24 protein-coding genes are annotated in these 18,992 nt (G+C 53.7%); 14 read left to right on the plus strand and 10 right to left on the minus strand.

Features of this window, described 5'->3' with window-relative positions; all coding sequences use genetic code 11:
• The first annotated feature begins 40 nt into the window (after positions 1 to 40).
• The 4 genes from TUZN_RS02125 to TUZN_RS02140 all read left to right on the plus strand — a co-directional run bounded on the left by TUZN_RS02125 (position 41) and on the right by TUZN_RS02140 (position 3,337).
• On the plus strand, positions 41 to 622 hold the full coding sequence (locus TUZN_RS02125; RefSeq protein ID WP_013679277.1) for an endonuclease: 582 nt from the start codon (positions 41 to 43) through the stop codon (positions 620 to 622).
• Positions 623 to 641: 19 nt separating this feature from the next.
• A complete protein-coding gene (locus tag TUZN_RS02130) occupies positions 642 to 1,757 on the plus strand; it encodes an S-methyl-5-thioribose-1-phosphate isomerase (RefSeq protein ID WP_013679278.1) in 1,116 nt (371 codons plus the stop codon).
• Between the two features lie 105 nt (positions 1,758 to 1,862).
• Positions 1,863 to 2,198, plus strand: coding sequence for a RepB family plasmid replication initiator protein (locus tag TUZN_RS02135; protein WP_338064481.1), 336 nt, complete (start codon positions 1,863 to 1,865; stop codon positions 2,196 to 2,198).
• Positions 2,198 to 3,337, plus strand: a complete 1,140-nt coding sequence (locus tag TUZN_RS02140; protein ID WP_013679280.1) for an RsmB/NOP family class I SAM-dependent RNA methyltransferase — start codon at positions 2,198 to 2,200, stop codon at positions 3,335 to 3,337. Before TUZN_RS02135 ends, TUZN_RS02140 begins: the two co-directional genes overlap by 1 nt.
• On the opposite strand, the gene TUZN_RS02145 is transcribed toward TUZN_RS02140, so the two are convergent.
• The gene (locus tag TUZN_RS02145) at positions 3,326 to 3,553 is read right to left on the minus strand and encodes a hypothetical protein (RefSeq protein ID WP_013679281.1); all 228 of its coding nucleotides are present in this window, start codon (positions 3,551 to 3,553) and stop codon (positions 3,326 to 3,328) included. The genes TUZN_RS02140 and TUZN_RS02145 overlap by 12 nt on opposite strands.
• Positions 3,554 to 3,583: 30 nt before the next feature.
• Between TUZN_RS02145 and TUZN_RS02150 the strand changes: the two genes are divergently transcribed.
• Entirely contained in the window at positions 3,584 to 4,243 is a 660-nt protein-coding gene (locus TUZN_RS02150; protein ID WP_013679282.1) for a TIGR00296 family protein, read from the plus strand.
• Here TUZN_RS02150 and TUZN_RS02155 read toward each other — a convergent pair.
• Positions 4,200 to 4,988 carry a GTPase gene (locus tag TUZN_RS02155; RefSeq protein ID WP_013679283.1) on the minus strand — a complete coding sequence of 263 codons (789 nt, stop codon included), beginning with the start codon at positions 4,986 to 4,988 and terminating at the stop codon, positions 4,200 to 4,202. The genes TUZN_RS02150 and TUZN_RS02155 overlap by 44 nt on opposite strands.
• Entirely contained in the window at positions 4,952 to 5,296 is a 345-nt protein-coding gene (locus TUZN_RS02160) for a hypothetical protein (protein ID WP_052886017.1), read from the minus strand. Before TUZN_RS02160 ends, TUZN_RS02155 begins: the two co-directional genes overlap by 37 nt.
• Positions 5,297 to 5,341: 45 nt before the next feature.
• Here TUZN_RS02160 and TUZN_RS02165 point away from each other — a divergent pair, with 45 nt between their 5' ends.
• The 3 genes from TUZN_RS02165 to TUZN_RS02170 are packed head-to-tail and all read left to right on the plus strand — an operon-like array spanning position 5,342 to position 6,425.
• The gene (locus tag TUZN_RS02165) at positions 5,342 to 5,947 is read left to right on the plus strand and encodes a V-type ATP synthase subunit D (protein WP_013679284.1); all 606 of its coding nucleotides are present in this window, start codon (positions 5,342 to 5,344) and stop codon (positions 5,945 to 5,947) included.
• A gap of 45 nt (positions 5,948 to 5,992) precedes the next feature.
• Positions 5,993 to 6,139, plus strand: coding sequence for a hypothetical protein (locus tag TUZN_RS11285; protein WP_013679285.1), 147 nt, complete (start codon positions 5,993 to 5,995; stop codon positions 6,137 to 6,139).
• Positions 6,140 to 6,152: 13 nt separating this feature from the next.
• A complete protein-coding gene (locus tag TUZN_RS02170) occupies positions 6,153 to 6,425 on the plus strand; it encodes an ATP synthase subunit C (RefSeq protein WP_013679286.1) in 273 nt (90 codons plus the stop codon).
• Here TUZN_RS02170 and TUZN_RS02175 read toward each other — a convergent pair.
• Positions 6,418 to 7,467, minus strand: coding sequence for a V-type ATPase subunit (locus TUZN_RS02175; protein ID WP_013679287.1), 1,050 nt, complete (start codon positions 7,465 to 7,467; stop codon positions 6,418 to 6,420). The genes TUZN_RS02170 and TUZN_RS02175 overlap by 8 nt on opposite strands.
• Positions 7,464 to 7,781 (minus strand): hypothetical protein, encoded by a 318-nt coding sequence (locus TUZN_RS02180; protein WP_013679288.1) that lies wholly within the window; start codon positions 7,779 to 7,781, stop codon positions 7,464 to 7,466. The genes TUZN_RS02175 and TUZN_RS02180 overlap by 4 nt, the downstream gene beginning before the upstream one ends.
• Before the next feature lie 183 nt (positions 7,782 to 7,964).
• On the opposite strand from TUZN_RS02180, the gene TUZN_RS02185 reads away from it, so the two are divergent.
• From TUZN_RS02185 to TUZN_RS02195, 3 genes are all read left to right on the plus strand, one after another.
• Positions 7,965 to 8,783 (plus strand): slipin family protein, encoded by an 819-nt coding sequence (locus tag TUZN_RS02185; protein WP_013679289.1) that lies wholly within the window; start codon positions 7,965 to 7,967, stop codon positions 8,781 to 8,783.
• Entirely contained in the window at positions 8,783 to 10,099 is a 1,317-nt protein-coding gene (locus TUZN_RS02190) for an NfeD family protein (RefSeq protein ID WP_013679290.1), read from the plus strand. Before TUZN_RS02185 ends, TUZN_RS02190 begins: the two co-directional genes overlap by 1 nt.
• Before the next feature lie 75 nt (positions 10,100 to 10,174).
• On the plus strand, positions 10,175 to 10,360 hold the full coding sequence (locus tag TUZN_RS02195; RefSeq protein ID WP_013679291.1) for a hypothetical protein: 186 nt from the start codon (positions 10,175 to 10,177) through the stop codon (positions 10,358 to 10,360).
• 47 nt (positions 10,361 to 10,407) lie between these two features.
• Here TUZN_RS02195 and TUZN_RS02200 read toward each other — a convergent pair whose 3' ends face one another.
• Positions 10,408 to 10,878, minus strand: coding sequence for a hypothetical protein (locus TUZN_RS02200; RefSeq protein ID WP_013679292.1), 471 nt, complete (start codon positions 10,876 to 10,878; stop codon positions 10,408 to 10,410).
• A gap of 142 nt (positions 10,879 to 11,020) precedes the next feature.
• On the opposite strand from TUZN_RS02200, the gene TUZN_RS02205 reads away from it, so the two are divergent.
• Positions 11,021 to 11,497 carry a hypothetical protein gene (locus tag TUZN_RS02205; protein WP_013679293.1) on the plus strand — a complete coding sequence of 159 codons (477 nt, stop codon included), beginning with the start codon at positions 11,021 to 11,023 and terminating at the stop codon, positions 11,495 to 11,497.
• Positions 11,498 to 11,598: 101 nt separating this feature from the next.
• Here the strand turns inward: TUZN_RS02205 and TUZN_RS02210 are convergent, their stop codons facing one another.
• Genes TUZN_RS02210 through TUZN_RS02225 form a run of 4 tightly spaced genes read right to left on the minus strand, consistent with a single transcriptional unit; the run spans position 11,599 to position 16,426 of the window.
• A complete protein-coding gene (locus TUZN_RS02210; protein WP_013679294.1) occupies positions 11,599 to 12,168 on the minus strand; it encodes a nuclease-related domain-containing protein in 570 nt (189 codons plus the stop codon).
• A 50-nt stretch (positions 12,169 to 12,218) separates the two neighbouring features.
• The gene (locus TUZN_RS02215; RefSeq protein WP_013679295.1) at positions 12,219 to 13,640 is read right to left on the minus strand and encodes an FAD-dependent oxidoreductase; all 1,422 of its coding nucleotides are present in this window, start codon (positions 13,638 to 13,640) and stop codon (positions 12,219 to 12,221) included.
• Positions 13,630 to 14,322 carry an HAD family hydrolase gene (locus TUZN_RS02220; RefSeq protein WP_013679296.1) on the minus strand — a complete coding sequence of 231 codons (693 nt, stop codon included), beginning with the start codon at positions 14,320 to 14,322 and terminating at the stop codon, positions 13,630 to 13,632. Before TUZN_RS02220 ends, TUZN_RS02215 begins: the two co-directional genes overlap by 11 nt.
• On the minus strand, positions 14,306 to 16,426 hold the full coding sequence (locus tag TUZN_RS02225; RefSeq protein WP_237698255.1) for an MMPL family transporter: 2,121 nt from the start codon (positions 16,424 to 16,426) through the stop codon (positions 14,306 to 14,308). Before TUZN_RS02225 ends, TUZN_RS02220 begins: the two co-directional genes overlap by 17 nt.
• A 501-nt stretch (positions 16,427 to 16,927) precedes the next feature.
• Here TUZN_RS02225 and TUZN_RS02230 point away from each other — a divergent pair.
• Together TUZN_RS02230 and TUZN_RS02235 are read left to right on the plus strand one after the other, a co-directional pair.
• Positions 16,928 to 18,064, plus strand: coding sequence for an ABC transporter permease (locus TUZN_RS02230; RefSeq protein WP_148678560.1), 1,137 nt, complete (start codon positions 16,928 to 16,930; stop codon positions 18,062 to 18,064).
• Positions 18,061 to 18,825 carry an ABC transporter ATP-binding protein gene (locus TUZN_RS02235; RefSeq protein WP_013679299.1) on the plus strand — a complete coding sequence of 255 codons (765 nt, stop codon included), beginning with the start codon at positions 18,061 to 18,063 and terminating at the stop codon, positions 18,823 to 18,825. Before TUZN_RS02230 ends, TUZN_RS02235 begins: the two co-directional genes overlap by 4 nt.
• Positions 18,826 to 18,992 lie beyond the last annotated feature (167 nt).

The following is an 18,992-nucleotide window of genomic DNA, read 5'->3' on the forward strand; positions in this document are numbered from 1 at the left end:
CGAAGGCGGTGAAATAGTAATTTAAAATGTTTCGTGTTGCATGGGGGTCAAGTTCGAGACCTTCGTTATGGATCTATTACCGACGTTGGGCCTCACCCCTCTAGCCCATAGGTACAAGATCATGAAAGGCGATGTGGAGCTCGGCGAGGTGGACGTACTCGCGGAGGATACGGATAAGAGGCTGTACGCGATCGAGATAAAGGCGGGCAAGGTGGACGTATCCGGGATAAGGCAGGCTTACATAAACGCAAAGCTCCTCGACGCAAGGCCCATGGTTGTCTGCAGAGGCTATTCTGACGAGTCGGCTAAGAAGCTGGCCGAGGAGCTCGGCGTCGAGGTGGTTACTCTGCCCGACTACGTGTTCCTCTCGATAGACGAGCTGGTGGGGGCGTTGACGTTGGCGTTCATACGTGCGGCGGCGCATATATTGACCGCCTTAGCCGAAATGGGCGACGACGTCGCCGAGGCCCTAGCCCAATGCCCCGACTATTCCTGTTTCTGCTCCAAGATAGATAGATGCGACGAGGTCTTGAGAGAACTGGGGAAGAAGCTACCCGTATCATACGACGCCCTGAGGAACTTGGCCTTAGTGAAGCTGTCTCTCAGGAACATGTATAAATAGTGTCTGGGCGCGCCTCTCCATGAACGTAGAGGATCTGGTTAAGGAAATAAAGGCCAACTTTAGGCCGAAGCTGAAAGTTATAGAATGGAAAGGCGATAGGCTGGTCCTGCTCGACCAAAGGCTACTCCCCTTCGAGACTAGATACCTAGAGCTGAAGACCGTCGACGCGGTCGCCGACGCTATAAGGAACATGGCCGTCCGCGGAGCGCCGGCAATAGGCATAACCGCCGCGTACGGCATGGCCCTTGCCCTCTTCGAGCGCGACGTCGGCGACCTCAACAACGCCTTGAAGGCGCTGGAGCTGGCCAGAGACAAGCTGTCTAGGACTAGGCCGACTGCCCAGAACCTGTTCTGGGCCTTGAATAGAATGTATGGCAAAGCCAAGGCGTTAGTTGAGGCTGGATCCGTCAAAAACACGAAGGAGTTGAGGGAGGAGTTAGTCGCGGAGGCCAACAGGATATTCGACGAGGAGCTCGACGCCGAGGTGAGGATGGGGGTATACGGCGTCCAGCTTATACAGCCGGGGGACTGGGTCTTAACCCAATGCAACGCCGGCAGTTTGGCGACCGGAGCTCTAGGCACCGCGACGGCGCCTATCTATGTGGCTAAATATCTGGGCATAGACGTCTCGGTCATAGCGCCCGAGACCCGGCCGTGGCAACAGGGAGCCAGGCTTACCGCCTACGAGCTCAGAGAGAACGGCGTCAGGGTCAAGCTAATAGCCGACACGGCCGTAGGGCTCGTCTTGAGGAGGAGGCTCGTGAACTTGGCGATAGTGGGAGCCGACAGAATCCTCGCCGACGGCACCGTCTATAACAAGATCGGCACTTTGAACGAGGCGGTATTGGCCCACGAATTCGGCGTGCCCTTCTACGTAGCCGCGCCCACCAGCACCTTCGACCTCGAGCATAAGCCTGAGGAGGTCCGCATAGAGGAGCGCGATCCCGACGAGGTCAGAACGGTCAGGACAGCACACGGTAACGTGTACGTGACGATGACCGATATCGACGTCTACAACCCCGTCTTCGACGAGACTCCGCCTAAATATATAACCGCTATAATAACCGAGGTGGGCCTACTGACGCAACCGCTTGATAGGAATATCAAGAGGTTCGTGGCCCAGAGATCGTCTTAGGCAGGAGCGAATATTCTGCACGCTTCTGGTCGGTATAAGCTTTTAAGGCCATGGCCTTAATGGATTTTAGATGTATATTAAGAAAAGCTTAAAAATAAGCTTGAGGTGGGGCATATGGACTTGGATCATTTGGAACGTAGACTTGTAGATGCTCTAGTGTCGTTGATAAAAAATTCAAAGGGAAAGGTCGTAAGCATAAGGGCGGCTTCTTTAGCTAAAATGACGGGGTACGGCTCCGATCACAGAACTATACTCAGGGCCGCCCGGCTTTTGAAAAGGCTATCGAGGCAGAATTTGGTGAGGGCGAATACCGAGGGTCTCGGCAAGAACAGAAGCTATAGGTATGTATTGGACGAAAACTCCGAGCTGTGGCGCCTCGTCAGATCTAACCCCACGGTCAAGGCCAAGGAGCTCCTCGCCCAGCTAATTAAAAACTCTTAATGTGGATTGATTTTAATGGAATAAGAATAGATAAAGATCTATATAATGAATTTCTTCAATATATAAGCGATAAGGAGATAGAGAGAATCCTCCTAGCGATCAAGAGGCCCCCACATAGATACTACATTAGGGCAAACACTGTCAAAATAACGCCGGAAGAGCTCGTCGAACGGCTATCCAAGAGGTTCTCCGTATATCGCGACGAATATCTAGAGGAGGCTCTGTGGATCCCAATAAGGGGACCCTTCAACGTGCCCTCGGCCAGGAAAGAGGTCGTAGCCGAAAAGCGGGCCGCCGAGAGCGTGTATATGGGTAGCGATCTCTATGCGCCGGGCGTCCTCAAGGCGCCCGGTGTGCGTAGAGGCGACGAGGTAAACGTCGTTAGCCCGGATGGGCAGGTCGTGGCCTACGGCGTCGCCGAGATGGACGGGCTCGACATGGTGAAGTATAGGCGGGGGCTCGCAGTGAGGACCCTCCGGAGCGTCTACGAGGCTCCGAAGCTCAGGGAGCTCGAGGAGTTCGCGAGGGGCTACTTCTACGACCAGAGCATGCCGGCCATGTGGGCGGGCAGACTGGCCGCCGCCTTGGGCGCCAGAAGGGCGATAGACCTAAACGCGTCGCCGGGCGGGAAGACCACCCACATGGCGCAGTTGTCAATCCACGTGATAGCGTTCGACCGGTCGAGGCCTAAGGTAGAGCGAATAATCGAAAACGCCAGGAGGCTGGGCCTAGAACATCTCGTCGACGTGTTGGTGCACGACAGCCGGTATGTTGATAGGGATTTTCCGTTCTTAAGAGGCGACGTGGCGCTCGTAGATCCTCCCTGTAGTGATCTAGGCGTTAGGCCTAAGCTCAGCCACACGATCTCTATGAGAGACGTAGAGACCTTGGCGCGCTACCAGAGGCAGTTCATAGCCGCGGCGGCCAGATTGGCCAGATACGTAATATACTCAACCTGCACGCTTACGTTCACAGAAAACGAGGGGAACGTGCTGTGGGCCTCCGAGGAGCTCGGGCTGAAGACCGTGTCGATATACGTGCCGAGGGCTGTAGAAGGCTGGGGATGCGGCAATTGCAGACGCTTTATGCCCAACGTCTTCGATGCGCCCGGCTTCTTCCTGGCCGTGTTAAGCCAATGACTTCAGCGTCTTCGAGACATGTTCGTCACATATCTTCTTATATTTACAATATATACACGCGACAGGGTTCTCGCCTCTAAGCCTTCTCTGGACGACCCTACAGACCTCCTTGACATAATATTGGGGAAAACAGTCGTCGCACACGAATACGCTTCCGCGGACGTACGCTATCTTGGCCACATTGACGTCGCGGCCGCAGACGGAGCACCGCGGCATGAATATATTTTTGGGGCCGTTTTTAAGGACATGTCTTTCCGTCCCTATTCCCTCGAGGAAGGGGCCTTCCTAGTCAGGCTGGCCAGAAGAGCCGTGGAGGAATACTTGACGCGCGGCGTGATAATAGAGCCTCCGGCAGATACGCCAGAGAGGCTGTTGAGGGATCCCTACGGCGTCTTCACGACAGTGGAGAAGCTTGCGGGCGGAAAGCTGGAGTTGAGGGGTTGTATAGGCTATCCGGAGGGCTATAGGAACGTGGCGTACGCGACTATATACAGCGCCATAGCCGCGTGTTGCCAAGATCCGCGCTTCCCCGCCATGACGAGCGACGAGCTGGACGACGTGGTGTTCGAGGTGTCTGTGTTGAGCCCGTTGAGGCAGTTGCCTCCCAACCCCAAGGAGTACTTAAAGTCTGTCGAGGTGGGGAGGCATGGGATAGTGATAAGGAGAGGGTTCTACTCCGGCCTCCTTCTGCCCCAAGTGCCTGTGGAGGAATGTTGGGACTCCGAGGAGTTCCTCTCGAACGGATGCCTTAAGGCCTGGCTACATGCCGATTGTTGGCTTGACGAGAGGACCAAGGTCTACGTCTTCGAGGCGCAGTTGTTCAAGGAGAAAGAGCCGCGGGGCGAGATATACGAACGCGATCTCAAGCAAGAGCTAGCAGGCTGTCCGGCTCGTACCAATAGGTGAGCCTCCCCTCTATCCAGTCGACTAAGACCCTCCTGGCCGCCTCGTCGATGTTTACGCGGCCGCCCTTCAGCAGACGCCCATAGCGCCTGCCGACGTACTCGAGCGCCTCCTCAGCCGACGAGCCCGCGTATCCGTATATCTCGAGGGCCTTGGGGTTGAGCTTGAGCACTCTATTTATCAACGCAACGGCGTAGGGCACCGCGTCGTCGACTCTGCCTGGATCCACCGCGCCGCGGACCACGGCGATCGCCGGATCCGCGGCGCCTTCGGCCGTGAGGACGCCAGGGGTGTCTATGACCAATAGCCAGCTCTTGGCCCTCACCAGCTGTTCGCCCCTGGTCCAGCCGGGCTTCGGGCTCGTCGACGCGACGTGTCTGCCCTTGAGGTAGTTTATTATCGTGGACTTTCCCACGTTTGGATACCCGACTACGGCAACCTTGACCGGGACCGCTGGCGCCAGCCTCTTTATGTAGGCCATCAGCTTCCTCGTGCCGAGCCTCTCCTTAGCGCTGAAGAACACCGACGGAAGCCCTTGCGACTCGAACCAACGCTTCCATCTAAGCCCTACCCCCAACGGAATTAGGTCTGCCTTATTTATAGCAACTATAATCCGTTTGCCTAAAGATTCGGCAAGCCTCTCCACGTCTAAGTTGCGCGTAGCGAGGGGGTCCCGGGCGTCCAGCACCTCGAGGACTACATCGCTGTCCTCTACGACTCTTCTGACTCTTCTCCAGGCCTCAGCCACGCGACAATCACCCCCACGTGGTTTAAATGCCCTCTCTCGCATTCGCCGTATAGATCCCTATAGACGTAGAACTTGGTTAGAGATCCGCCGCATTTGGCGCATTTGAGCTCGGCCTTCCCTAGAATTGAGTATCCGGCCGGCTCGTATCTTATGGAATACGCATAAAGCGGCCTATCGCCGGACAGCGCTACGAGATAGTAATCGCCGTTGTCGCCAGCCACTATATACCTCACAGCGTTGGCTATGTCGGCAGATCTCACGCCGGCCACTTTATCGACCTTGGAACCCGCTCTAGTCTTGGCCTCCATGTAGTTGGTAGCGCAATAATTTTAAAGAGGCGCCGCCTAGAGGCAGTGTCCTCGCGCGTGAGCCCTTCGCGGCTGGAGTTGATCAACCAGCGGAGGAGGCTCCAGCTTTTCATGAGGATAAAAAAGACGTTGGAGGACGCGAGGAACAGCACTATACAGAGAATAAGAGCGCTTATAGCTGAGCTCGAAAGAGATAGAGCCGAGATAGCGGCGCGGTTTTCGGAGATATCGGACCTCTTCAAGATGGCGGCCGCCAAGGAGGGCATCGATAGGCTGGATATGTTGGCCGAGATGACGCCTAAGACGGCCGCCGTCGCTCTAGTCAATAGAGGCCTCTATATGGGCTTGGAGGTGGAGAACTACGGCAAGTACCCTATCTATAGCCTGATAGCGGAGGCGCCTGAGCTGGACCTAGCACTAGTAAAGATGCGCGATCTGTTGCCTAAACTAATCTCGTTCGCCGAGAAGGAGACCTTGTTTTACACGCTTCTGAACAGAGTCAGGGAGTACCAGCGCATGATCAACGCAATAGATTACGTGATAGTTCCAAGGATTCAGGAAACCATCAAGTACATAACTCTAGCGCTGGAAGAACAGGAGAGGGAAGACTTCATAAGGCGGAAGATCATCACGGCGGCGGCCCAGAGCTAGCGGCCGTAAACGATTAAAACAGCTCGCAAGAGGGCTTCGATGTCTATGAAGGGGCTTGAGGCCCAGATAAAGGAGCTTATAGATAAAGAACTCGAAAAAATTCTCAGCGAGGCCAAGAAGGAGCTCGACGAATCTATCAGAGAGATCGATGTCCAAATAGAGAGGCTAAGGCAATATTTAAAAGCACGGTAAAACACCGTGGGCCATGGCGGCCAAATACCTATTGCCTCTCCTGTTGCTGAGCGCGGCTGCGTTTGCGCAGACGACCCAATCGGGCAACCAATATATAGGGGCCGGCTTGGCCGTAGGCCTCGCAGGTCTGGGAGCCGGCATAGGCGTGGGCATAGCCGGCGCGGCGGCTATATCGGCCCTCGTCGAGAAGCCGCAGGAGCGCGTGTGGTACCTAATATTCGTGGCGCTGGCGGAGGCAATAGCTATATACGGATTGCTGATAAGCTTTATACTTGCTGCTAAATAAGCGTCAGGGGGGCGAAGTAACTGCGCCTTTTTTCTACAGAGACGCCTTCTACCAACATGGCGGCTGCCTTGACTATGAGCATGGCCTCTGCCCTCATGTACTCCAACGACGCCAGCAACGAGCCCAAGGAGAACTCAGAACACTCTACGATACAGGCGTCGGCGAGCCTCCTCATTATCGCCGGATAGGCGTTGTCGAGGACCACCGAGAGGTTTTCGAACGTGGGCTCCTCAGAAGCCATGGAGGCGATAACCTGGCCCCACGGCTTGATCCCGGATATCAAGTCCAAGGTCTTGGCGACCTCGCCGCGCGCAGTGGCGTCGAATATCTCCTTGACGATACCAGAGGGCATGCCGGTGGTGAGAGACGCAATCTCCTCGGGGGAGAGACCCCATATCTTAGCCCTAACGGCCAACACCACATCGAAATACGTAGTTAATGTATCTATCAATTTATCAATAGATTTATCTTGTAATTCTTTTAAAAACTTTGTATAATCTAATATCCATTGCCTATCTATAAATATAGTAAATTTATCATAGCCGAATTTCTGCATTAGCTCAAACGCCCCAGCCGCCGGATGCCCCAGAGCCTTAAGCCTCTCACCCACCTCCTCGACGCTCCTTGCCCCCAGAAGCGAGGTCACGACATAGCGCCGACCGGTAAAATCGAGAGGCTCCATTATTACAAAGTCCTCGGGGTTCTTGCCCGATCTTATCGCGGTAATTATATACTCAATATTCTCGTACTCGAAGCGTCTGAGATGGAGCCTTATTACCTCCCTGCCGTCTTCAGGCACGCCGAGATACAGCTCCTTCACGTTGTTCATATATGTTTTAATAATTTGTTCTCTTAAGTCATTCAACGTATCTTTTGTCAATTTATCTATAGAAACTTGATATTGAGTGGTTCTTAAGACATTTAGATATTCATCTGGAGAGCTGGCATAGGCGAGCGCTACTGCCTTATCTCTCGGGAGCGATTTAACTCGAAGACCTCTAACTCTGGGGCCTAGGCTAGGCCTCCTCAGTATAGAGCTCATAAACCTAGTTGTTTCAGCACGGCGTCAAGCACCTCCTGCCTCTTCTTGTTAAACGACTCAAGCAACTTGCTCCTCCTCTGCTCAGCCTCTTGCAGAATGCGGGCGGCCTCCTCCCTAGCCTCCTTTAGCGCCTTCTCTCTATAATCTTGCACCGTCTTTCTCACTATCGAGTCGACTATGGCGTTTAGTTGGCTAGAATATTTATCTATAATTTTGTTTGTATTGTTCTGAACCTTCTGTTTAATTTGTTCAGCTTCCTTTATTGCTCTATCTATTTCTTCAAGGTTTTTTAAAATCTCGTCGAGCTTCAACATCGGCAACCTACCGCCTTCGTTGTTTTTATCTATTTCCTTCCTCCACTCCAGTGATGAGCTCAGGACTGGCCGATAACGTGAAGAGATTTTCTCGCCTCTGATCGGTGCGCGGACTTATCATCAGATCTTCAGACCGTCCCCACGCAATCCTCACCAACTTAATTAAGGGGATAGTATTTGTGTATGTTGCTACAGATCGGGTTGGTGCTCACGGCCGTTGTCATTTTTATAGTGCTCATAATAGTCCTCTCCTTGATTGGGTCGGCCATAAAGGTAATCCCCGAATACCAGAGGGCGGTGAGGTTCAGGCTGGGGAGAATCACGGGTTTGTTGGGGCCGGGCCTCGTCTTCATAGTGCCTATAATAGATACGATCGTGCGCTACGATTTACGTATAGAGGTCGTCGATGTGCCTCAACAAAAGGCCTTGACTAAGGACAACGTAGAGGTCACGATAGACGCGGCCGTGTATCAGAGGGTTGTGGATCCGCTTAAGGTAGCGGTGACGGTTAAGAACCACGTCCCCGCCGTGGCCACCTTCGCCGCAGCTACTCTGAGGGACGTCGTCGGCATGGTGGACCTCGACACGCTCTTATCCCACAGAGAGGAGATAGCCAAGAAGATAGCCGAAATAGTAGACGAGCACGTCACGCCGTGGGGCGTCAAGGTGACCGGCGTGGCTATACGCGACATAAGGCTACCCGAAACTCTGGTGAGGGCCATGGCGTCCCAAGCCGAGGCCGAGAGGTTGCGTAGGGCCAAGATAACGATAGCCTCCGCTGAATACGAGGCCAGTAAAATATACCTAGAGGCTGCCGAGACGTATGCCAAGAACCCTGTAGCCGTCCAGCTGAGGCAGATCGACGCCCTTCTTGAGATGGCCAGAGAGCACAACTTGATAATAGTTACGCCGTCGTCTCTCGAGTTCGTGGCGTTGCCCCTAGCTCTCTCAAAGGCTACGCAACAGGGAGGCGGAACTCCTCAGCAAGGCCAGCAGAGTTGATGGGGAGGAGGGTTATACCGCTGACGCTAATTCTCGTCTTTCTGGCGTCCCAGCTAATCTGGGCGCAACAAATATACTACGTCAGAGTGGTGTACGTAGTTTCTGTGGACAACACGATAGGGCCCTATACCGTGTCGCAACTGTCAAGGGCCATAAACGCCGCCGAGCAGAACTCCGGCGCTGTGCTGGTGTTGCTGAATACGCCGGGCGGGCTAGCGGATTCTACGCTTCAAGCCATGCAGATGATAGGCTCCTCGTCGGCGCCAGTCATAGGCTTCGTCTATCCCGACTACGGCTATGCTTGGTCCGGAGGTACCTATCTGCTTTTGTCCACTCATATAGCCGCCATGGCCCCGCACACGGTTATAGGATCTTGCCAGCCTATACAGGGCACGACGCCCATAAACGAATCCAAGATACTCAACGCGTTGGCCAGCTACTTGGCAACTATCATGGAGTCGTATGGCAGAAACTCAACTTACGCCTATCTCTGCGTCGAGCGCAACCTTAACCTGAACGCGGAGGAGGCACTACGCTATCATGTCATAAACTTCGTGGCCAACGACATAGGGCAACTTCTAGACGAGATAAACGGGACGTCTATACTCCTCGACGGGCATAAAGTCGTTGTGGTTGTGCAGAGCCCTGCGTTGATAAGGATAGAGCCCACCTTCGGCGAGATGTTCCAGGCGTGGTTAATGGATCCCCTCGTGGAGAGCATCCTATCTCTGCTGGCGCTACTCATAGTCATCGCGGCGATCGCGTCGGGCCACCCCCTAGTCGCCGGACTCGGCGTAGTGTTGTTCCTGCTATCTGTAATACCCTACGTGTCCACCGGCTGGATCTGGGCGATCCTATTCGCAATGGGGGTCGCTCTGCTATTCGCCGGCATGTTCTCGGGGGGCTACACCCACGGTATTCTCGAGGGGACGGGCGCCGTCTTGGTCATATTGGGCTTCCTGAGCCTCTTCCCGCCCCTCCAGCTACAGAGACAGCCCGTGGTGGTAGCCGATTATTGGCCTCTCGTGGGCTCCGCGATAGCGCTGTCGGCGATCCTAGCCGGCGTGGTGGCCTTCATAGCGTGGAAAGCCGTAGCCGTACACTTACGGCGGCCGGTATCGGAGCAGCTCCTCACACTGAGAGGGCTCGAGGGCATCGCCGTAGACGATATAGGCCCGGATAGGCCGGGTTACGTACTGGTGTTGGGCGAGTACTGGAAGGCGATCTCCAGAGTTAACATTAGAAAGGGATGTAGGGTGAGAGTCGTCGAGGCCGAGACACCCTTAGTAGTGGAGCCCGTGGGGAGTTGCAGTTAACCCGTTAAGGCACCCATCCTCGTTTTTCCCGATATCGTGTCTGAAGCGGATATATGCTTGGCGGATTTTCCTGAAGTGTTCGTCTACATAATGATGGCCTACGGCTCTGCCCTGATAGTGCTGGGTCTAATAGGCGGAGAGGATTCGTTGGCCTTATTCGGCCTCGTCTTACTTATCTTATCTAACCTACATACTATCGCTTCTCTTCTAAGGAGAAGGAGGAAGGGCAGAATCGATGAGGAGCTGAAATCAGCTACTTGAGCCTCTTCACTGCTCGCCAGACCCTTAGCTCATCACCTCCGCGTATCCTAGAGGTAGCTTAAAAAGTCCTCCAGGAACTTTATCGTGAGGTAGTCCAGGTAGGTATCGCCTACTGCTACTAGTCTTTTATCGTTCTTCTTTATTATATAAATATACTTATCTTTTATCTTCAATTGCGCCTCATCTAGATCTAGGTCCAGGTATTGTTCAATACCATTAATTTCAGGCAGGTTTCCATATTCCTCTTGGCCTATCTTGACATAATGAAATCCTAGGAGTTGCGCCAACTCGGCCGCATTTGACGGTATGTAACCAACTCGGCCGTAGGGCGGGATAAACTTCTCCAGCCTATCCCTGATGTATGCCAACTGGTTCAAGATCTCCTGCTCGCCTGGGGTATACGCCCTCAGAGGTTGCTGTTGTTGCGGCGGCGATCTCCTATTAAGTATAAATATGGCGGCTATGAGCGCCGCAATCAAGGCGACTATGGCCGCCGGCAACCATATTTGTAAAAGCACGTCAAGAGCCCCAGGGGATAATTTAAACTATTCGGTCAAGAAGATGCTGGGCTACAAACAGCGAAATCTCCTGGAATCTATTGCGGTGTTTTCCACGAGAACGACGTTCTCTAGCTTAAAAACCCCTCACTACTAAACACCGGTGAGGCTGTTGTGGATAGGCATAGTGTTGCTGGCCCTTCTGGCGATACCACATATAGGGTTAGTCGTATACGCCGTTGGACCTGCTCCGGGCTTTCAAGTCGGCAGATCGTATATCTCCGTCGGCTATGACAAATACTATCTATTCTCGGTGCCGTATCTAGTTAGCTGGGTCATATCGGCGATCGCGATCGCGACCGCGGGCTATTACGAGGTTAGGAAAGGCGTTAGGCCGAGGGGTAGCGCCGTCTCAGTTGCCGTCTTGTCGATAGTCTTCGCGTCGCCGTTGCCTTTGATATTCTCCGAGCAGAACGGCTTAACGGTAATCGCCGTATCTAACGCCTTCTCTTCGGCTGGCCCTATCATGTTCCTGGTCGCCGTTGCTCTAGAGCTCGCCGAGCACTACCTGTTGCCGCATAGAGTTACAAAGATTTTGGCTATGCCGGAAGTCGCTGTCGAGAAGACGGAGAAGGTGTGACCCGTTGCTTCTTCTGCCTTAGAGATTTCGATAAGCTCTATGTAGTCAAGTTAAAAGCAGAGTTGCACATGGATCTATACGTCTACGCCTGCGAGGACTGCCTACGTCAATACAAGGATCTGATCGTCCAAGTTATCGACGTTTCTCAAGAAGTCGGCAAGAAGAGCTATGGAAAGCACGGGCACTCCCTCAACGATATCGCTAACAGAACTAAGCGTAATTACCACAGGAAGTACTCTAGGCGCTAGCGATCTCAGCTTGTCGAGACACTTAGCGACCTTATCCAAATGGTTTCTGGCCACGGTCGCCCACCTACCTCCGCCGTACTTCCAATGCTTAGCCTCTACGACCAAGACCCGTTCGCGGGACCACGCAACCACGTCGAACTCGAATCTGCGGCCGCCGCAGTCTAGTCTGACGTCTCTCTGGGCTGAATAGCCCCACCCCTCGAATATGTACATCAACACTTCCTCGAAATCCTGCCAGCTAAGCAGACGCGACAGCTTCGCCAGATCCAGCCTCGCCCCGCTCTGCAGAGCCCTAAATATCAGATAAGGCCTAGGCGCAAGAAGGCCGTCCCTATAAAGCCCGGCCTCCTCTAAACACCGCTTCTCCTCGTCGTCCAGGGGCGCCCCCGCTACGGCGTCCTCAACCGCCCTGCGCAGACACACAGAACGACGCCGCTACGCTGTTTAAAACCTATAGCTGTAGCTCCGCACGGCTAAGGCGCTTGCTCGTAGAGTTGCTTGGGCCGTCCATACAGCAGATACGAGGGCTTCTGGGCGTATATCGCCCCCGCTATTATGGCCATGTTGGGTATGCAGAATATCTCGAAACAGGGGCTGGGGCCCTTAGCCATCTGGCCTATTGTGGGCAGTTTGATGTGCCTGAGCTTGTTCACCTCGTCGCTAGTCACCCGCACCTCGATCTTCATCTTGTTGAGTCTCTCTACGGCCTTCATGAAATCGGAGAGCTTCAGGCCCGTGCAGGGACATATTACCTGGTCGCCGTCTATCTCGTCGATGTCGTTTGGCCAGAAATAGGGCCAGCCGGGCGCGTCTATCACGTTGGGCTCCACGTACAGGTCGCTGTAGTCGGTCCCCCTACTGAGCCTCAAGTCGAGGTTGTAGAGCCAGTTGACCTCTAGGGCTATCTTGGACCTGAACTCCTCCAGAGCCTTGGCGACCTTGTCGGCGTCCTCCAAGCCCTCCTTGGACGCTATATACGACGCGAGCAATTTGCCGTGAGCCTCCTCGAGGTGGGCGTAGACGGCGCCGTACAGCTCGCCGACGGCGTATATGTTAGTGCCCCCGGCCGACTTGCCCCTATCGTCAATTCTCAAAACCTCGCCGAAGCTGTTGCGCCTAGGCACCAACGAGTTGAGCTCGAAGGAATAGAAGACCTTGAGGCCTAGCCTCAGCGGGACGTATATGTTGGCTGTTCTGACCGTCGACACAACGGCGTCTGCCTCGATCCTCCTATTCTCGGTCCCCTTCTTCCCCACGTACACCTTCAGCTCGATCACGCCGTCTTTGTACCTCCTTACCACCGCCGAGTGTATTACCTCTATCCCCAACTTCTCCAAGGTGCTTCTAACCATCTGGAAGTACTTCACGTCGCGTAGGTAGGCCGAGTTGTCGGCGATCACTACTTGGTTGCCTCTACGAGCCAAGGCGATCGCCGCCCGGAGCCCCCACTCGGTGGTCCCCCACACCAATAGCCTCTTGCCGTTTATCCCTGCAGCGAGCGCCTCCGAGGCCAATAGAATCTGCGGCGAGCCGGGCATCGGCGTGTACATCTCCACGCCCCCCGTGCTGAGGACCAAATGCTTAAACTTAGGCTTAATGCACCGATCGCCGGAGATTAGGACCTCGCCGTCGAAAACCCCTCTATCGACCTCCACCGTATACTTATTTATATATTCGCGGGCCGAGACGCCCGATATGGTCGGCTCTCCGTCTAGGGCGTTGTGGCCGCCTCTAGGCCCCTCACTGTAGACGGCTACCTTGAGCCCGTATCTGCCCAACTCTTGGGCGGCCGCCAGTCCGCCTATGCCGGCGCCCACCACCAGCACGTCGTAGTCCTCCTCGACGCAGGAGCCCGGCCTTTTTATCTCGCCGCAGATCCACGAGCTACAGATCATGCCGAGGGGTTACCGACGCATTAAATGTATTCTCCTCCAGCCAACGCCTAAGCTCCGCCAGACTGCCGAAGTTCAGATCGCCTCGCGTCTTGCTCCCGATTATCACTGTGAGTATGCCCAGGGCTCTGGCGCCTAAATCCACGTCGTCGTCGCCCACCATGACGGCCTCCTCCGGCCTAACGCCGAGCCTTCTGAGGGCTATCCTGAACATGGCCCTATGCGGTTTCCGGTACCTGACCACGTCCGACGTCACCAAAACGTCGACGGAGACGCCCAGCCGTCTCAGAAACTCCTCTATGTAGCATTTGCAGGTCACGTTGGATACTATCGCCGTTTTGTACTGGGAACTCGCCCATCTGAGAAACTCCGGCGAGTAGTCCACGGGCACGAGGTGGTCCAGCATCGCGTTGACCAAAACGGCGCGGATATCGCGCCAATCGCCTCCCGACAGCGCCGATATTAAGGCCGCCTGTCCGTCGACGGTTATCTCTGCCAGAGAGGCCTCCCTCACGGCGTTGGCCAACCTCCTAGCCTCAGTGAAATACTCCAGAGACTTCTCATCGCTCACGCCTAGGACCGACGAAAGCCCGGCGGCCACGTCGCGTAGGTAGGACTCCTCGTCGTCGATCCTGGCCAGAGTCCCGAAAAAGTCGAGTAGGAGCGCCCTAACGCGGACGTTCATGCAACTTAGAAGGCCACCAGTTGTATTTAGCTAGTAGGTTCATTATCGCCGGGACGAGCAACGGCCTCACTATATAGGCGTCGAAAATAGCCGAAAACGCCACGGTGGCCCCTATCTGCTGTAGGACCGTCAACTGCGACTGGACTATGGAGAGGAAGGCTAGGGCGAGGATTAACGCGGCCCCCGTGACTATGGGGCCCGTGGTCACTATAGCCGTCCTTATTGCGGACCTATCGTCGAGACCTCTCTCTACCTCTTCTCTAATCCTCGACACTATAAACACATCGTAGTCTGTCCCCACGGCGACTAGGAGAGTTGTAAGGACGACGGGCTGTAGCCAATACGTCAGCTGGCCGCCTACTATCTGGAATAGGGCTATGTTGAGGGCGAGGCCCCACACCATAGACATAAGCACAGTGGCGACAAGCCTTAGAGGAGTCATGACGCTACGAAGAGCCACCATTAGAGCCAATATCACGCTCAATAGAATTATATATAGTTGAAAATGCCAAAAATATAAATATATATATGTATAATAAATATGTTTCCAGCCGGCATCGCCACCTATATATAGAAGACCGTATTTCCTAAGTTTAGTTAAATTATCATAAATATATATTAATTCATCCGATGTACTAGTTAGAGATAATTTTAATGATATTATATAATATTTTCCCTTTGTAAATATAGTATAATTTGTATAATAGGGTATTTCAGTTATATAGCCGAGCACAGTGTTGTTCGGGCTCCTAGTAAATACGAGATATGTAGTAGATAACGCCGTCACGTTCCTGAAATACGTCTGGGCTATACGTAGCGCCTCCTTGTTCTTGGTCTCCGGCATTGCCGATATGGGATTTGTAGTTATTCTTATATTATTTATTATGAATATAATTAAAATTAAAGTAATTATAACAAATAATATTAATAATATTTTCGAATATTTAAGCGCGAAGTCCACGGATCTGCCCAGGAGCTTGGAGCGGCCTTCGTGGAGTCTGATCTCCTCTATCTTCCTCGGCCAGAACAGCCTATCGCCCATCACGGTCATCAACGCGGGAGTTGCCGTGAAGGAGGTGGCCAATACCAATATGACGGAAAGCGCCAAAGCTAGCCCTATGGTCTGCATAAATGGCAGGATGGAGAAGCCGAAACTGCCGAGAGCCAAGCCGGCCACTGCAGCGCTTGTGAGAACCGCGCGTTTGCCGAAGCCGACGGCCGCACTAACAGCCTTGGCGGGCTCGGCCCCCTTGTTCCTCTCCTCTGCGTATCTTCCGAGCAACAAGAGGTTGTAGTCTATCCCCAACGCGAAGACCACGGGCGCCGCTATGTACACCGAAAGGTAGTAGGGCGGCATATAGGGCGAGATCAAGTAGATAAGCCCCAGGAGGGCGAGGTAGGACAGCCCCACCTCGGCCAGCACGACCAGCGGCGCGATCAGCGTGCCGAACACCAAAAGCAGAATCGCCAACATGACTATCGCCGTTGTCTTATCTATGTCGGGCACCTCGGAGGTCACGATCTCCGTGAACTGCGACATGAGGATGCCGGTAGATACGGGGACGGCCCAACTGTAGTTAAGCTTAGGCACGCCTGTCCCCTCGGCTATCGCCAGGGCATACAGATCGCCGTAAAGCAACTGCTCGGCTTGCGGTATGGTGTACATAGTAGGCGGCGGATATTCCGAGGTCAAGTTCCTAAGTAGAGACTCCCTAAAAATGTCGGTGGCGGCTCCGGTCTCATTGACGCACAGGACATACGGTATGTAGGGCCTTAGAGCAAGCGGCAGTCGGGAAGCCAGCTGTAGGTACAGGTACTTCTCGACCCCTAGCTCGGTCACGTTTCTGGCCAGCTGGATAAGCGACGAGTTCAATCTAGCCGATAAGATCCTCTCGGCCACTAGATCTATCGAGCTCTCGGCGGCCCAGTCTCTCCACGTAATGCCCTCGAGCAACCAGCTCACGTTGCCGTAGGCCTCATCGGCGGCGAGCCTCACCGCCGCGTCCACGCCGTAGGTTTTCGACAGATTCCGGTAGTACTGGAGGAACTTCGCCGTCTGAGGCGTTGAGTAGTTCAGCAGGGCGGCGCCATACGTGGCGTACAACAACGCCGTGGCGTTTCTCTTGGCCGCCTCGTACGCCTCCTTAAGCTCTCTAAGTTTTATGCAATTATCTTTTGTAGAATTATATATTGTATTTAAATAATTAAAGAATTTATTGGTATAATTATTTAATATAGTATTTATTTTTAACCAATATATTTTTTGGGCGATATACTGTATGGTAAGCGGCGACGTCACGTTGTAGCCCTCCTCAACTAGTGTCTTGTTAATTAGAGAAAGCTTGTGTGAAAGATTAGGCCCATATATTACTATAAATATAAAATTGGAAGAGCTATTAGATTTAGATCCATTATTTATTATATTATTTACTATATTTGGTTCTACATTTTTAGGCATTAGCTTGGATTCCGAGTAAACCAACACGTCGAATACCCTTGCCGCATGCAACGCTAGATAGACATACACGGCGATCCACAACGCGAGCAAGGCGTAGGCCGACGCCGTCCTCACAACGCTAAATAATTTAGTTCAAAAATATCCGCGATGGCGTATCGCCACATCACGATGTTGGCGACCAGCGACATGAGGGCTAGAAAGGCTAGGTACCTGTTGTTGGTGGTAGTCATAGCCATAGGCGCGGCGCTGATGGTGGCTCTGAGCACTATAAGCGTTGGGGCTAAAATATATGTAAAGAATCAATTATACCAAATATTTCCAGCAGATATACTTATTTATTCTAATTCGATTAATATCCCCTACGCCTTTGTCTCTTCTTTAAGATCTATCCCCTACGTCCAAAGCGCCGAGCCTGTGGTCATGCTGACGGGCACTCTGGGGAACAAGACGGTGACGCTTCTGGGAGTGCCTCTGAGCGATATAGGCTATTTCGACGTGGAGTTGCAGGCCGGCAGACTGCCGCATGCGGGAGGTGAGGCGGTGGTCGAGTCCACGCTGGGCGTCCCGTTGGGGCGAGACGTGACGATATACGTATACCAGAGTAGCGTGGCGCCTCCTGTAAAGCTCAAGGCGACCGTGGTCGGCATAATGAGCAACTTGTTGAAGGGATTCATAGGCCCTATGAGCCTCAACCTAGTCGTCGTGCCTCTAGATTGGCTCCAACAACAGATGGGTATAGGGGATTTCTACAACATGGTCTTCATAACCCTAAAGGACAAATCGTTGATACAGCCCCTAGCCCAGGCGTTGAAGCAGAAGTATCCACAAGCCGAGGTATACACGCAACAGAGCGCTCTGTCCACCATAAATAGAGTATTCAACATGCTGAACATATTCTTCCTTGTGATAGAGATCATAGCGTTTCTGGCGGGCGTTTTAACTACCTTCACAGTTATGTCCATAACAGTGAGGGAACGTATAGGCGAGATAGCTCTCTTAAAGGCCACCGGCATATCGGGAAGGGATATAGCGCTGGCGTTCGTGCTTGAGGTAGCCTCGGTGGGCTTTCTAGGCGGCGTGGCCGGGGGCGTCGTCGGCTATTTCGGCGCTTTGGGGATCAAGTACCTACTAATTAAGCTGGGCTACTTCTTCGATGTCCCCATACCGTTCATGCCGTCGTTGTTTGCTCTGGGCGTCTTCTTGTCCCTTCTAGTGGCTCTGGCAGGCGCCCTCATGCCGATATATAGGGCCGTGACCCTGCGACCTCTGGAAATCTTGAGATGAGCGAGGCGGTGTATCTGGAGAACGTGCACAAGGTATATAGGACAGCCGCCGGCGAGGTGCACGCGTTGAAGGGAGTAACGCTCAAGATACCCAGCGCCACCATCACGGCGTTTATGGGCCCCTCAGGCTCCGGCAAGACGACCTTGTTGAACATAATATCGTCTCTGGACAGGCCCACCAGCGGCGTCGTCGTGGTGCTGGGAACCGACGTGACGAGTCTCGACGAGAAGAGGCTGGAGCGGTTCAGGCTCTTGAGAATAGGCTATCTATTCCAGTCATATAACCTAGTCCCGTACCTAACGGCGTTGCAGAACGTGATGTTGCCAATGCTGGCCGCAGGCATGCCCAAGGACTTGGCTAAGGCCAAGGCCAAGTTGCTATTGAGGCTCGTCGGCCTCGAGGACTCGGCGGAGAGGTATCCCATCCAGCTGTCGGGCGGCATGCAACAACGCGCCGCGCTGGCGCGCGCGTTGGCCAACAGCCCCGAGCTTCTGATACTGGACGAGCCTACGTCTAACGTGGATCTGGAAAACGCCTCCGCCATACTCAGCCTGATACTGGCCCTAAACAGGGCGTGGAGGACCACAGTCCTCATTGCGACGCACGACCCCGACGTCGCGGCGATAGCGGATAAGGTCTACACTGTCAGAGGCGGGTATGTGTTGGACGGCGAGATGCCGAGGGGCGAAATAAGAATAGATGTGGATAAGGCGAAAGAGATATATGAAAAGATCAGAGCTATAGACTCTGCGTGGAGATAAGAATCGCCTTGTTGCTGTTGCTGTCGACGTCGGTCGTATGGGCTACGGAGCCCACATTAATCATATCCGCGAGCGCCTCGTATAACGGCGTTGTGTCGACGACGTATCAGTACATGTACTTCGTAGTCAACAACTCCTCAAGGCCCATGGAGTATTTAAGCCGCGTG

It is taken from the genome of Thermoproteus uzoniensis 768-20, from assembly GCF_000193375.1.
Classification (GTDB): domain Archaea; phylum Thermoproteota; class Thermoprotei; order Thermoproteales; family Thermoproteaceae; genus Thermoproteus; species Thermoproteus uzoniensis_A.